At 71.8% G+C, this 14,393-nt stretch carries 12 protein-coding genes; 2 read left to right on the top strand and 10 right to left on the bottom strand.

Annotated elements, in window-relative coordinates:
- Nucleotides 1–36: 36 nt before the first annotated feature.
- Nucleotides 37–951, bottom strand: coding sequence for a D-hexose-6-phosphate mutarotase (locus ACFRCG_RS39580; protein ID WP_380040663.1), 915 nt, complete (start codon nt 949–951; stop codon nt 37–39).
- A gap of 490 nt (nt 952–1,441) precedes the next feature.
- Between ACFRCG_RS39580 and ACFRCG_RS39575 the strand changes: the two genes are divergently transcribed.
- Complete coding sequence (locus ACFRCG_RS39575) at nt 1,442–2,200, top strand: enoyl-CoA hydratase/isomerase family protein (protein WP_380040661.1); 759 nt, start codon at nt 1,442–1,444, stop codon at nt 2,198–2,200.
- A 60-nt stretch (nt 2,201–2,260) separates the two neighbouring features.
- Here ACFRCG_RS39575 and ACFRCG_RS39570 read toward each other — a convergent pair whose 3' ends face one another.
- From ACFRCG_RS39570 to ACFRCG_RS39545, 6 genes are all read right to left on the bottom strand, one after another.
- Nucleotides 2,261–3,514 carry a cytochrome P450 gene (locus ACFRCG_RS39570; RefSeq protein ID WP_380040659.1) on the bottom strand — a complete coding sequence of 418 codons (1,254 nt, stop codon included), beginning with the start codon at nt 3,512–3,514 and terminating at the stop codon, nt 2,261–2,263.
- A 255-nt stretch (nt 3,515–3,769) separates the two neighbouring features.
- Nucleotides 3,770–4,999, bottom strand: coding sequence for a cytochrome P450 (locus ACFRCG_RS39565; RefSeq protein ID WP_380040693.1), 1,230 nt, complete (start codon nt 4,997–4,999; stop codon nt 3,770–3,772).
- Between the two features lie 164 nt (nt 5,000–5,163).
- A complete protein-coding gene (locus ACFRCG_RS39560; RefSeq protein ID WP_380040657.1) occupies nt 5,164–5,772 on the bottom strand; it encodes an ATP/GTP-binding protein in 609 nt (202 codons plus the stop codon).
- Nucleotides 5,753–6,121, bottom strand: coding sequence for a DUF742 domain-containing protein (locus ACFRCG_RS39555; protein WP_380040655.1), 369 nt, complete (start codon nt 6,119–6,121; stop codon nt 5,753–5,755). Before ACFRCG_RS39555 ends, ACFRCG_RS39560 begins: the two co-directional genes overlap by 20 nt.
- A complete protein-coding gene (locus ACFRCG_RS39550) occupies nt 6,118–6,519 on the bottom strand; it encodes a roadblock/LC7 domain-containing protein (RefSeq protein WP_380002450.1) in 402 nt (133 codons plus the stop codon). Before ACFRCG_RS39550 ends, ACFRCG_RS39555 begins: the two co-directional genes overlap by 4 nt.
- Nucleotides 6,516–7,823 carry an ATP-binding protein gene (locus tag ACFRCG_RS39545; protein ID WP_380040653.1) on the bottom strand — a complete coding sequence of 436 codons (1,308 nt, stop codon included), beginning with the start codon at nt 7,821–7,823 and terminating at the stop codon, nt 6,516–6,518. The genes ACFRCG_RS39550 and ACFRCG_RS39545 overlap by 4 nt, the downstream gene beginning before the upstream one ends.
- A 694-nt stretch (nt 7,824–8,517) precedes the next feature.
- Between ACFRCG_RS39545 and ACFRCG_RS39540 the strand changes: the two genes are divergently transcribed.
- Nucleotides 8,518–9,231 carry a hypothetical protein gene (locus ACFRCG_RS39540; RefSeq protein WP_380040651.1) on the top strand — a complete coding sequence of 238 codons (714 nt, stop codon included), beginning with the start codon at nt 8,518–8,520 and terminating at the stop codon, nt 9,229–9,231.
- Nucleotides 9,232–9,282: 51 nt separating this feature from the next.
- Here ACFRCG_RS39540 and helR read toward each other — a convergent pair whose 3' ends face one another.
- The 3 genes from helR to ACFRCG_RS39525 form a co-directional block, all read right to left on the bottom strand.
- The gene (gene helR, locus ACFRCG_RS39535; RefSeq protein ID WP_380040649.1) at nt 9,283–11,430 is read right to left on the bottom strand and encodes an RNA polymerase recycling motor ATPase HelR; all 2,148 of its coding nucleotides are present in this window, start codon (nt 11,428–11,430) and stop codon (nt 9,283–9,285) included.
- 74 nt (nt 11,431–11,504) lie between these two features.
- Complete coding sequence (locus tag ACFRCG_RS39530) at nt 11,505–12,731, bottom strand: glycosyltransferase (protein WP_380040691.1); 1,227 nt, start codon at nt 12,729–12,731, stop codon at nt 11,505–11,507.
- A gap of 181 nt (nt 12,732–12,912) precedes the next feature.
- Nucleotides 12,913–14,385 (bottom strand): MFS transporter, encoded by a 1,473-nt coding sequence (locus tag ACFRCG_RS39525; protein WP_380040647.1) that lies wholly within the window; start codon nt 14,383–14,385, stop codon nt 12,913–12,915.
- Nucleotides 14,386–14,393 lie beyond the last annotated feature (8 nt).

Genomic DNA, 14,393 nt, shown 5'->3' with positions numbered 1-14,393 from the left:
CCCAGCGGGTGTCTCCAGGCCCCCGCCGGGCCCGCCCTACGCGTCGGGCGCGATCCGGAGCGTGGCGCCCAGGCGAGCGGGCGTTCCCGGCGTGCTCACCAGGGGCCGCGAGACGTGGGCGGTCTCGACGCAGACGAACTCCCGGTAGCCGTCGTCGGGTACGTCCGCCATCGTGCGCGCGAGGTCGGCGCCCGGGTTCCACACGACCACATCGGTGTGGCCCTCGTGGCACACCTCGACGACCCGCTTGCCGGCGGGGTCCTCCACCGGGCTCACGTCGCCGGGACGGGTGTACACCCGGTCGGTTTGCCCCCGGAAGGCGATCCCCGCCGGGGCCGGGTCGGTGTGCACCAGCGTGTCGAGCACCTTGTCGACGTAGGGTCCGCCCAGACCGGTGACCCGCACCTCGTCCAGGTCACCGACCCGCAGATAGGTGTGCAGTGCCGCGGTGCTCTCGAAGTCGCCCCGGGCCTCCAGTTCGATCCGGCACTCGCGCCCCAGTACGAACCGGGCGAACACCTCGAACTCGTGCGGCCAGTACGCACGCGACGCCTCGCTCGCCCGCAACACCAGCGTCACGCGCACCGTCTCGTCGCCCGGAGCGGCCTCGCCCTTGTCCTCGGCTCCGCTCTCGTCGACGTCGAGCAGTTCCCACGGCAGAACGCGCGCGAAGCCGTGACTCGGCCGACCCGCCGCGCCGAACCACGGCCAGCAGATCGGCACTCCGCCGCGAACCGCTCGCCCCTCCTCGAACGCCGTGGTCTCGCTGAGCCACAACACCGGCTCCTCGCCCGCCGGTTGCCAGTGCACCAACTGCGCGCCCTGGAGGGTGATCGCGGCACGCACGCGCGGATGGGTCACCACGACCACCGGCAGCGCACCGACCCGACGCAGCGTGGTGTGCGCACCCAGTCGCCGGTCGACGGGAAGGACGAATACGTCTTCGGGCACGTCGGGACCCCTCACACTCGGCGGACGGCCGTCGCCCACACAACCCGCCACAATGCCACAACCCGCCCCGCCGCCATCGCGTACACCCGGGGCGGTTCGCGACGCGCCCCGCGCCGGCCCGGATCGGCCAGGTCGTGTTCGGGCCGGGTACCGGGTGGTTTCGGCCGGCACTCGGGCGCGGATTCGATGGTTTCCGAGGTCGTGGCGATCGTCGTCGAAGGGGGTGCGCCTACGTCTCGGCGCGACCGCCCGGGCGGGTGTGGAACGGCGACGAGGTAGGCCACGCAACGTATTCGGCCGCTCACGGACGATTTTCGAGCCGGTGCGTGGTGCCGGCGCCGGCGGGGTATGGCGCGAGTACCTCGGAGGGGTGTTCGAATGGCGTGGATTCGGCTCCTCACGTCGTGATCATCAATGCGACGATCTGGTGATCGACGGGGCTTCCGCCGGCGCGGCGGCGTTTTTCCCACCACCGGAAGGGGTCACGTTCGTGGACTCGCTGGATCTGAAGACGGTGCGCACCAGCCTCGACGGGGCGGTGTTGCGGGTGCGGTTGGACCGGCCGGAGGCGGGAAACGCGCTGGACGAGCACATGCTGGACGATCTCCTCGCGGTGCTGGCCGAGTTGCGCTCGCGCTCCGACGTGCGGGTCGTGGTGTTGTCGGGCGAGGGCGATTCGTTCTGCGCGGGTGGTGATCGCGGCGAGATGTTGCGGCTGGCGGCCGACGATCCCGGGGGTCCGGCGCTGCGTCGGCTCGGCGAGAAGGCGCGGGCGGTGTGCGAGGGGTTGGCCGCCGCCGATCCGGTCACCATCGCCCGCGTGCACGGTCGGGTGGTCGGGGCCGGATTGGCCCTGGCGATCTTCTGCGACCTGCGGGTGGGCGACATCGGGACCCGCTTCCGCATGCCGGAACTGGCCCTCGGGATGCCGACCGCGTGGGGCGGTGCGATGGCCCGGTTGATCGGCGAGGTCGGCGCCGCCCGGATCCGCGAACTCGTGCTGACCGCCGACATGTTCGACGCCCCCACCGCGCACCGGTTGTCGATCCTGCATCAGGTGGTGCCGGCCGCCGACCTCGACGACGCGGTGAGCCGCTGGGTCAAGCCCGTGGTGCGCCGCCCGGTCGCGGCGCTGCACGCGACGAAGACGCTGATGAACGCGTACAGCCGAAGCGACCGGTACGGGGATCTGTCCCTGCTGGACGGGCACTTCCTGTCCGCGTTCCTGGGCGCGGGGGCGGCCCGCTGATCCCCGCCGCCCGGAGGCCGGTCGCATCGGCGCGGCGCGACCGGCCTCCCTCGGGGCGGGTCAGCGCACGCTCACCCGCATCGTGGTGATCCGGCGAAACGCCAGGCGGGGCTCCCACGTCGGCGGCGCGGTGACCCGAAGTGCGGGCAGCCGGCGCAACATCGCCTCCAGCAGGACACTCGCCTCCAGGCGGGCCAGGCCGGCGCCGATGCAGTAGTGGATGCCGCCGCCGAAGGAGATGTGCCGCGCTCGGCGCGTGACGTCGAAGGCGTGTGCGTCCGGGGTCAGGGACGGGTCGTGGTTCGCCGAGGCCAGCATCGTGTGCACCACCTCGCCCCGCGCGATCGAAATCCCGGCCAGCTCCAGGTCCCTACTCGCGTAGCGCGTGGTCACGGCGATCGGCGGGTCGTAGCGGAACACCTCCTCCACGGCGTCGGCGAGGGCCATCGGGTGGGCGCGCAGCCACTCCCGCTGTCGCGGATGCCGGTCCAGGGTCCAGACCATCGTGGACAGCAGTGTGGACGTGGTCTCCAGGGACGCGATGACGGTGAACATGGCCAGCGCGTAGACCTGTTCGTCGGCGAGTTCGCGATCCGGCTCCAGTGCGTCCCAGGCGCGCAGCCAGCCCGAGATCACATCGTCGCCGGGCTCGGCGCGGCGGCGTGCGACCAGGGCGGTGAAGTACGCGCGCAGGCCGCGGATGGCCTCGTCGGCGGCCCGGAGTTGGCGTTTGACGGGCAACAACTCCTGGGCGTACGCCTGTGCGTGGGTGAGGGAGCGGAGCAGGTCGAAGTCCTCGGGCGGCACGCCGAGCCAGTGTCCGACGGTGGCCACCGGCAGCTGTTCGCCGACGAGTTCGGCGAAGTCCGCGTCCGCGTCCCCGGCCTGCTCGACCAAGGTGTCGAGCAGTGTGTCGGCCACCCGGCGTACCTTCGGGCGCAACGCCTCCAGGGTGCCGCGATCGAAGATGGTGTTGACCGATCTGCGAACCCGGGTGTGCTGGGGCGGATTCAGCGCCACCAGCGTCTGTTCGAGTTCGCGGGAGGACGGGGTCGACCAGCGGGAGTCGTCGGGTTGGCGGGCGCGCCACGCGTGATCCAGGGCGAGCCAGTCGGGGCTGCGCAACACCTCGTCGCAGGCGCGGTGGCCGGTCACGAGGTACCCGCCCCAGGGCGCGGGCACGACGTCACCCATCTCCCGTAGACCGGCGTAGAGAGGCAGGGGGTCCGCCTGCCCGGCCACCGAGCGCAGGCGGGACAACAGGGCGACGACGCTTCTGCTGTCGACGACGGTGGGTGACGTGGAAGACTGCACGACGGCTCCTTCGAACTCGACACGATGTCGACGGGCGACTCGGCACAGCGTTGATCGATCGGGCGCCCGGGACGGGGCGGCCGACGATGAAGGGTGTCTGTGATTGTCGGGCGAGGCATTCGGCACCGGTCTGTGCCGAATGCCTCGTTCCGTGGCGCGCCGAGGCCGGGCCCGGGAGCGGGTGAACGCGTCCCGGGCCGCGACGCCGGCACCGGCGGAGGGTGGTGCCGCCCGCCCGGTGCGGCCGGAGTGTGGCTACTGGCCTCGCCACCAGTTCAGGAACGAGCTCCACACGCCGCCCTTGCGGGCCCCGGGTTCCGGGCGTTCGGGAGCGGTGGCGGGTCGGGCGGACGCCGGCTCGGCGGGGGGTGCCGGGCGCGGCACGATCGGGGTGAAGCGGGCGGGCAGTGCGGTCAGCGCCCGGTTGAACGGGCCGGGCCGCCAGTCCAACTCGTCCACCGGAACCGCGAGTTCCAGGTCCGGCAGGCGGTTGAGCAGCTTTTCGATCGCGGCGATGGCGATCAGCCAGGCGGAGTCCTTGGCCGGGCAGGCGTGCGGTCCCGCGCTCCAGGCCAGGTGCGAGCGGTTGCTCGGCCGGCGGCCGTGCGCGATCAGGGCGGGGTCGCTGTTGGTGGCGGCGAAGCTGATCACCACCGGGGTACCGCGCGGCAGGACCACGCCCGACAGGTCCACGTCCCGCACCGGATAGTGCACGGCGTAGTTCGCCATCGGCGGGTCGGTCCACAACACCTCGTCGAGCGCGTCCTCGACGGAGGCGCCGCCGCCGAACAGGCTTGCCGAGAACCGCTCGTCGGACAGGATCAGCCGCAACCCGTTGGCGATGAGATTGCGTTGCGGTTCGGTACCCGCGCTCATCAGCATGACGAGTTGATGGATCATCTCCTCGTCGGAGAGCCGGCTCGGGTGGGCCATCAGCCACGAGGTGACATCGGAGCCGGGCTGTTCGCGCTTGAGCGCGACCAGTTCGACGAGGGCGCCGGTCAACATCGTGTTGGCCGCCTCCGCGTCGCCCACCGCGTCGAAGATGCCGGCGATGCCCGCGACCAGGCGGTCGCCCAACTCGGGCGGACTTCCGAAGAGTTCGCTGAACACCAGCAGCGGCAGCGTCTTGGCGTACTGGTTCAGCAGATCGACGCGGCCGGTGCCCGCCCACTGGTCGACGAGGTAGTCGGAGCTGCGTTCGACGAAACGGCGCAGTTGGTACGGGTCGATCCGGTCGAGGCTGTCGGTGACCGCCTGGCGCAGCCGCAGGTGTTCGGCGCCGTCGGAGAACAGCGCGTTGGGCCGATACATCATCATCGGCACGACCGGACTGTCGGCGGGGACGGTGCCGTCGGCCAGCGCGAGCCAGCGGCGGGGATCCTTGGCGAACAGTTCGGGGGAGTGCAGTACGCGCAGCGCGGCGGCGTGGTCGGTGACCAGCATCGCGTCCACGCCGGGCGCCAGTTCCACCGGCGCCGCCACGCCCTGGCGGCGCAGGTGTTCGTACGCGGCGCGCGGGTCGGCGGAGAACGTCTTGTCGTACAGGGGAAGGGCTCCGCCGGCGTGCGCGGGGCAGCCGGGGGGCGGGCCGGCGTGGTCGCCGAAGGAGGGGGCCGATCGATCGAAGGGGCCGGTGTTCCCAGTGTTCACGCGAGTTCCTTGGATGCCCGAAGCTGGAGGTAGCGGACGAGGGCCATCAGGGCCTCGGTCGAGGAGGCACGGTCGCGGGCGTCGCAGGTGACCAGCGGCGTGTCCGGCAGCAGGTCGAGCGCCGCGCGCAGCTTCTCCAGGGGATGTTCGACGGAGCCGTCGAACCGGTTGACGGCGACGGCGTAGGGCACGTCGTATTCCTCCAACAGGCCGATGACGTCGAAGGATTGGTCGAAGCGCTGGGGGTCGATCAGGACGAGCGCGCCCAGCGCGCCGACGGTCATGTCCTTCCACACCTGGGCGAAGCGCTGTTGCCCGGGGGTGCCGAACAGGTAGAGCACGAGTCGGTCGCTGAGGGTGAGGCGGCCGAAGTCGAGGGCGACCGTGGTGGTGGTCTTGCGTGCCGCGCCCGTCAGATCGTCGACGTGCGCGCCGGCCTGCGTCATCGTCTCCTCGGTGCTGAGGGGACGGATCTCGGACATGGTGCCGACGAAGGTGGTCTTGCCGACGGCGAAGTGCCCCACGATCAGGATCTTCGCCGCGATCTTGACGGAGTCGGCGAGGTACACGTCCGCGGCGGCGCCGTCAGAGACGGGCAAGGCCATCCAGCACCTCCTGCAGGAGTTGGGTCTTGGGGAGTTCGGCGGCGGGGATGGGCCGACGGGTGGCGACCAGGCCGGTGTCCATGAGGTCGGACAGCAGCACCTTGACCACGCCGATGGGCAGGGCCAGGTGTCCGGCGACCTCGGCGACCGACAGGATCCCGCCGCGGCACAGGGCGAGCAGGCGAGTGCTCTCGGGGTCGAGGATGTGCGGCGACTCGTCGCCGGGCAGCGCGATCACCAGGCTGACCAGGTCCAGACCCGCGCGGGTCGGGTGGCCGCGCCCGCGGGTGATGACGTAGGGGCGTACTAAGTCGGCGGCGTCGGATTTCGCCGCAGGGTCGTTGGTCATACCGAATGGTCCGCATTCCGTCGGGGCGGGCTGGTCATTTCCTTTCCTAGTTGGCGCACGAGCTGCTGCATGCGGAACGTGATGATCTCCATGTCCACGTTCTGCGTGGCGGATACGGCCAGATAGGCACCGGGACCCGCCGCCACCAGGAAAATGAATCCGTTGCCGAACTCGACGAGCGTCTGCCGCCAGGGCGACTCGGAATCGCCGATGAACTCCGCCGTGCTCCGGCTGATCGATTGCAGCCCGGACAGCGCCGCGGCCTGGCGGTCCGCCTCGTCCCGGGAAATCCCGTCGGAATGCGCGCGCAATATTCCGTCCGCGGACAACAGGATGGCGTGCCGGGCCTCCGGGACCTTGAGGGCGTCGTTGAGAATCCAGGCCAGGTCGTTGGTCATCGGCTTTCTTGCCCTTTGTCGTCTGTCTCGGGGACACGGCCGGAACGGGTTCCGCGCAGGAACGCGCCCATCAGCCCCGCGGTCTCCGCGTCCGAACGGTCGGGGGTCTCGGTCGGCGCCGCCGCCTGTGTGTGCTCGACCGCTCGCGGGGCCCGGCGGCGGCGCTGGGGCAGTTCCCCGTCCAAGGCGGCGGCTCCTGCGGTGGGGGCGGACGCGGCGGGTAGGGCCGCGGCCGGCTCGGCCGCGGCGACCTCGGCGCGCGGCCCGCGGGCCACGCGCCGAGGTGCGGCGGCCGGGGCGGGATCGGCGTCGACGGCGGTGGTGAGCAGTTCGGAGGGCAACATCACCACCGCGCGCATGCCGCCGTAGGGCGATCGGGTGTCCACCGAGACGGTGAAGCCGTACTGGGCGGCGAGCATGCCGATCACGGGGAAGCCGAACTGGGGCGGGTGTCCCAGCCGGGTGATGCCGACGGGTTCGGTCGCGCCGAGGAAGCGCGCCGCGCTCTGCCGGGCCTCCTCGTGCATACCCACACCCGCGTCGTCGACCATCACACAGACCCCGTTGGGCACGGTCTGGAAGTTGATCTCGACGGTGGTGTGCGGCGGCGAGTAACTGGCGGCGTTGTCCAGGAGTTCGGCCACCGCGAGGGCGACCGGCTCGACCGCGCGGCCGATCACCGCGACGTTGGACTGCATCCGGATCTCCACCCGCAGGTAGTCGCGGATGCGGCCCTTGGCGCCGCGCATGACGTCGTACAGCGGGGCGGCGGCGCGCTGGCGTCCGGTCCAGCCGCCGCAGAGCGCGGCGATGACCTGGGCGCGGCGGCCGAATTGCGAGTTCATGTGGTCGATCGCCAGGAGATCCTGGAGCAGTTGCGCGTCGACGTAGTTGTTCTGCATGTCGGAGATCGCGACCTGCTGCTCGCCGGCCAGCGCCTGGAGGGTGCGCATGGCGGCCTTGAGCGCGTTCTTGGCCGAGTGGTCGGCGCGGTCGCGGGCGTCCTCGACGGCGGTGGTGAACATCCCCACGACCGTCTCGATCCCCTGCGCGTAGGGGGTTCCGCGCAACTGCTCGTGGCGCAGGAGCGATCCCCGGATCCGGTCCCCGGTCTCGACCAGGGCCGGCAGCAGCACGCGGACGACGTTGTCGATCTCCTCGTCACGCATGCGCACGTCCTCGGCCAGCAGGCGATTCCTCTCCCTCAGGTCCCTGACGGTTATTCGGCTGCGGGCCACGTAAACGGCCGCGGCACAGGTGCCGGCCACCCCGTACCAGAGTGCGGGGTCCTGTACAAAATTCATTCCCACGGTCCTCGTCGCGCTATCAGGCGGGCAACGGCGCACGCAGCGAGTGGAATCCGGGGTCGACCGGGTGCCCGAGGCACGTCACCGGGTCTGCGTCCCGCGCATCGCGATAAGTGCGACCCGCCCGCTGCACATTTCACTGTCGCCGTTGCTCTCTCGTCGATGGGGCGTAGCGAGTGTAGTGGCGCAGACTTCCCCGTTCCGGAGGCGAACGACACTTCTTCTTTCACCGCGACTGCATGCGGGCGACCATTCCCGGGATGGAGCCATATGTCCGTCATGTCGACGAATGACGGCCGAATACGACGTACTGAAGGTTCGGGACACGAATTCCCGCAGCCGGCCGGACGGGTGCAGGAATTGGCCGGAATGCATGGGTCATTCGGGGCATGCCGACCATTGCGCCCCCCGAATCCCGGGGGCTCGGCGGCCGGCGATCCGTCACGATCCGATGTCGCGACGCACACGGAGGGCCACTGCCCGAACCCAGGCCGACAATCTGTTGTGAGGATGTTCACGCATCGTCAGCCTCCCCTCCACAACACCTCGACCGAATCCCCCGCCCCGCCCCACGAACACCCGACCGAAACCCGACCCCGACCCCGCGACGCGGGACACCCTCGACCGACACCCCGGGTCGGTACAGTCGGGCGTCGCGATCGACGCGAGACGACTTGGGATGGAGACGCGGGTGTCCGAGCACGAGATCGAGGACCTGGTGGCGGACTCGATTCGGGTTCTGGACACGCACACCGCGCCCGACGATCCGCGCGTTCGGGACTGGTTCGCGGCGCTGTACACGTTCCAGAACGGATACGACTGCTCGTTCACGCACTTCCGTGTGCTGGACATCCTGCTGCGTCGCGGGCACACGTACCGCTTCCCGATCGACCGGCACCCGGATCACGCCGTGCGACCGGAACGCCTCTACACGCTCACCGAGTTCACCGCGCTGCGTGACTTCGACGAGGACGCCCCCGACTTCGACGGCTACGAGTCGTGGCTCGAAGACGGCTACGTCGAACCGCCGTTCCTCTACTGCGACATTGGCACCGCGCTGTGGCGACGCATGGTCGACGCCGGCGAACTGCACGGCCCCGACGCCGTCGCGCCGCGGCGTGTTCGGTTGATCGACGTGGTTCGCGAGGTCGCCGTGGCCGCCGAGCGGGAGCAGGACGCCGAACTCGTCGGCATGTGGTACGCGTTCGGCTGCGCAACCCTCGTCGGCGGTCCCGCGGGTTGCCCGTTCGATGTCGACGAACTCGCCGAGATGCCCGCCGTCCGAGACCTGCGCGCCGTGGTCCGCCGCACCGACGCCCTGTCGAGCGCCCGACGCTCGCCGTACGCGGCGCCTGTCGAATACGCCGACGACGAGGATCCGGAAGCCTGGTGGTGGCGGCTGTAGTTCGGCGCCCGACGGGCCGTGGGCGGGCCGGGGGCCCGCCCACGGTGGGGCTCAGGCGCCGGTGAGGATGACGAGGCGGCGGGTCGCCCTCGTCATCGCGACGTAGCGGTCGACCGCGCCCTCGATGCCGTCGCCGAAGGTTTCCGGGTCGATCAGGACGACCAGGTCGAATTCGAGGCCCTTCGACAACTCCGGGGTCAGCGAGTGCACGCGGGACGTCGGGCGGAACGTGGGATCGCCGATCACGCAGGCGATTCCCTCGTCGTGCGCGGCGAGCCAGTCGTCGAGGATCGTGGTCAGCTCCGACGTGGAGCCGTACCCGACCGGGATACCGCCGCCACGGATGGACGTGGGCACGTTGGCGTCCGGGAGCACGGTCCGGATGACCGGCTCGGCCTCCGTCATGATCTCCTGTGGCGTGCGGTAGTTGATGCTCAGCGACGCCATGGTGATGCGGTCCAGACCGACCCGCTCCAGCCGTTCCCGCCACGACTCGGTGAAGCCGTGCCTGGCCTGGGCGCGGTCGCCGACGATGGTGAAGCTGCGGGACGGGCAACGCAGCAGCAACATCTGCCACTCCGCGTCGGTCAACTCCTGCGCCTCGTCCACGACGATGTGCGCGAACGGACCGGCGAGCAGGTCGGGTTCGATGCGAGGCGCGCCGGACTCGTCGACCAGGGAGGTGCGCAGGTCCTCGCCGCGCAACATCGTCATCACCCCCTCGCCGTCGTCGTCGGCCGCCACCAGGGCGTCGACGACCTGGGACATGTTCTCGCGCTGGGCCGCGAGGGCGGCCCGCTGCCGACGCATGCGCCGGGACGCCTCGGGGTCGCCGAGCCGCAACCGCGCCGCGTCCAGGAGCGGCAGGTCCGACACCGTCCAGGCGTCGGCCTCCTCGCGCCGCAACCTCCGTACGTCGTCCGCGTCGAGCCACGGGGCGCACATGCGCAGATACGCCGGTACCGTCCACAGGTCGCCGACCACGTCGGTCGCCTCGAGCAGTGGCCAGGCGCGGTTGAAGGCGGCGAGCAGTTCCCGGTTCCGTTGCAGGGACCGGCGCAGCAACTCCGGCGAGGCATCGTCGTCGTCGTGCTTGTCGACCAGGATCGTGAGCAGTTCCTCCCAGATCCGGTCCCGGGCGTCGTTGTGCGAGATCCCGGGTTCGGCGGCCTCGAACGCCTCCGCCCAGTCGGCGACGGTCAGCCGGATGTCGGACCAGTGCGTCGTGACCGTCATGCCCTTGGTGGGCGGCTCCTCGTAGAACGCCACGGCCTTCTCGATCGCCCGCACGAGCCGCGCCGACGCCTTGAGGGCGGCCACCTCGGGATCGGTCTCGACGGCCGCGCCGGCCCCTTCGGGGAGCAGGTCGCGCAGAGTGCAGGTCTGTACGCCCTCCTCGCCGAGACTGGGCAGGACGTCGGCGACGTAGTTCAGGTAGGGCTGGTGCGGGCCGACGAACAACACGTTGCCCCGGCGGTGGCCCAGGCGCGGGTCGGCGTAGAGCAGGTAGGCGGAGCGGTGCAGGGCGACGACGGTCTTCCCGGTGCCCGGGCCGCCGTCGACGACGAGGGCGCCGGCGGAGCCCGCGCGGATGATCGCGTCCTGGTCGGCCTGGATGGTGCCCAGGACGTCGCGCATCCGGGGCGAGCGGTTGCCGCCCAGGCTCGCGATGAAGGCGGACTGGTCGTCGAGCGCGGCGTGGCCGACGATGGCGTCGGTGGTGAACACCTCGTCCCAGTAGTCGCCGATCCGGCCCCGCGTCCAGCGGTAGCGGCGGCGGCTGGCCAGCCCCATCGGGTTGGCGTGGGTGGCGCCGAAGAAGGGTTCGGCGGCGGGGGTGCGCCAGTCGATCAGCAGTCGGCGGCCCGCGCTGTCGGTCAGGCCCAGACGTCCGACGTACACGGTCTCACCGACCGCGTCGACCATGTGTCCCAGGCACAGGTCCAGGCCGAAGCGGCGCAGGGCGCGCAGACGCGTGGTCAGTCGGTGGATCTCGATGTCGCGGTCCATCGCCGCCCGCCCCCGGCCGCCCGGCGACCTGCGCTCGGTGTCGAGGCGGTCGGACAACTCGGCGATCTGTTCGTCCAGACAGGTCGCGATGGCCGCGAAGTGCCGCTCGTCGTCGGCGATCAGCGCCGGGTCGGCCTTGGCGGCGAGGCGGTCGGGTAGGTCGAACGCGCTGGTGGTGACGGGGTTCACGGCATCGGCTCCGTTCCGGGGTCGCGGGGCGACCGTGGTGCGTGGCGGGTTGCGGCTCGACGGTCGCGCGAGGTTCACGCGGATACCGACGGGCGATCCCGGCCGGGTGCGTCGAGCAGGAGGTTCGCGGCCACGGTCGTGCCGTCGGTGCGGATCGCGGCGGCCACGGCGCCGGCCCGCCCGCCGGTCTCGGGGGCGAGCGCGGTCGCGAGCGCGGCGGTCAGGGACTCGACGGTCGGGATCGGGCCGTCGTGCGCCGCGCCGATGCCCAGGTCGGCGATCCGGCCCGCCCAGTACGGCTGATCCACCCCCTGCGGCACGATCACCTGCGGCGCGCCCGCCCGGGCGGCGGTGGTCGTGGTGCCCGCGCCGCCGTGGTGCACGACCGCGGCCACCCGGCCGAACAGCGCCTGCTGGTTGACCTCGCCGATGCCGAAGCAGTCGTCGCGGTCGTCGATTCGGGCCAGTTCGGCCCAACCGTGTCCCAGCAGCACGCGCCGGCCGTGCGCGCGCACCGACTCGATGGCCACCCGGGCGACATCCCGGGCGGTACGCATCGGCATGCTGCCGAAGCCCACGTAGACCGGCGGCGCGCCGGCGGCAAGGAACGCCTCCAAGTCGGCCGGCAGCGCACGCTCGTCGGGCAGGATCCACGCGCCGGTCTGTACGACGTCGAGGTCGGTCGCGTCCCACGGGCTCAGGATCGGGTCCGCCGCCAGCCAGGGCGTGTCGGTGTAGATGTGGTCCCGGACGTGCCGCACCGGAGGCAGGCCCAACGCTTGCCGATGGGTCGCCAGCGCCGGACCGAACAACTCGGCGATCTCCCGGGCGTCGATGTCCCACAGCGCCCGGTTGTCCGTCACCTCCGGCGGGAACGGCCGACCCGGCCGGGACAGCGGCGGCCGGTTCGGCGACGGCAGTGTGATCGGCTGGTACGTCGCGTAGACGTAGCGGATGCCCAACTTCTCGGCGACCGACCGCTCGGCGACCGGCATCATGCCGCCGCCGACCACCACGTCGAAGCCCTCGGCCACCTTCGGCAACACCTCGAACTGGGCGTCGACCCACGCCGCCGCGCGTCGGGGCAGATCGTCCGCCGACGGCGGCTCGTCCCCCGTGACCATCGCCCGCACCGGCCAACCCAGCGCCACCATCGGCACGCCGACCCGTGCCGGCAGTTCCGCGAAGTCCGGTGGCGCGCACAGCACTACCTCCGCGCCGAGTTCCCGCAATCGCATCGCGAGGCCCAACATCGGCTCGACGTCCCCGCGCGACCCGAACGTCGACAACAACACACGCACTTCTCGACTCACCCATTTCCGCAGATCCCGGCCGGGCTTCGGCTCAGGTCGATGATTCTGCGGCACGACGGGGGCCTTGCCGCAAGGCCCCCGATGCGCTATATGTTGGTTATGGCGAGGAGAGGGTTTCTCCTCGTCGTTTTCATGTTCGCGGCGTTTTCCGTCGTTCTCCCGTGCCGCGTCATCCCGCGCGCCGGCTCCGCGCCGTCATCGCCCACGCCGCCGGCACCGCTGCGACGAGCAGGACGCCGGCCGCGGTCAGGGCGTGTCGGGCGCCGACGGACGCGGACTGTCCGGACGCGTCGCCGGTCAGATACACGCCGCCGACGATCGCGACGCCGAGGGTGCCGCCGAGTTGCTGCACGGCGTTGAGGAGGCCGGCCGCCGAGCCGGTCTCCTGCGGGGAGAGCCGGCGCAGGGCGGCGGTGAAGAACGGCGGGGTGAACAGGCCCACGCCGAGCCCGGCCACGGCCAGGGCGAACGGCAGCCCGCGCGGATAGTCGCCGGCGGGTGCGGCCCGGTAGGCGAGGACCGCGGCTACCAGGCCGACGGCGAGGCCGGCGATGCCGGCGTGCAGGACGCGGACGCCGTAGCGGGGGACCAGGACGCCGCCGGCCGCCCAGGAGGCGACGGCCAGGCCGGCGGACCACGGCAGGAGGGTGAGGCCGGCGGTGAGCGGACCGCGGTCCAGGCCCAGTTCCAGGTGCAGCACCACGGTGATCATCACCCCGTTCATGACCGCGAAGAACAGTGTCGACGTGGCCAGCGCGGCGGGGAACGCCCGACCGCGCAGCAGCGACGGTTCGACGAGCGGGGTACGACCGGCGGCGGCCGTGCGGCGCTGGTGGACGACGAACCCGGCCAGGACGAACGCGCCGAGCGCGGCGGCGGCCCACGCGCCGGCACTCGGCGCACCGGTGCCGCCGGCGAGCGGGCAGACCAGCAGCGCGGTGCCGACCGTGGCCAGGGTGGTGCCGATCGGGTCGAGGCGGGGGCGCACGGGCGCGCGGTCCTCGCGCAGGCGCGGGGCGATCAGCAGTACGGCCGCCGCGAGTGGCAGGTTGACCACGAACACCGCACGCCAGGAGGTGCCGAACAGGTCGGCGTGGGTGAGCAGGCCGCCCGCCACCGGGCCGAGCACCGCGGACAGACCCATCACCGGGCCGATCGTGGCCAGCGCCCGGGGGAGTTCGTCGCCCTCGAACATGGCGCGGATGAGCCCGAACGTCTGCGGGACGATCAGCGCGGCGGCCACCCCCTGCGCCGCGCGCATGCCGATGAGCACGCCCACGTTCGGGGCGAGCGCGCAGGCCAGGGAGGTGGCGGCGAACGCGGTGACGCCGACACGGAAGACGCGACGCCGGCCGGCGATGTCGCCGAGGCGGGCGGCGGTGAGCAGGCCCAGGGCGAAGGTGAGCGTATAGGCCGCGCTGTACCAGGGGATCGCGGCGGCGGGCCCGCCGAGGTCGGCGTGGATGACGGGGCCGGCGACCTGGACGATCGTGGCGTCGAGGAGGTTCATCGCCTCGGCGACGAGCAGCGCGACCAGGGCGGTCCAACGCCACGGATAGGCGCCGAGGGTCGGCCGATCGCACGCGACCGGGGCGGTCGCGGTGGTGGGGTCGCCGCCGGTGGCGGTCGGATGCTCGGACATGGGTTCCC

The sequence above is a fragment of the Embleya sp. NPDC056575 genome, from assembly GCF_042793325.1.
GTDB lineage: Bacteria > Actinomycetota > Actinomycetes > Streptomycetales > Streptomycetaceae > Embleya.
This window is presented reverse-complemented; position numbering and strand designations above follow the sequence as displayed.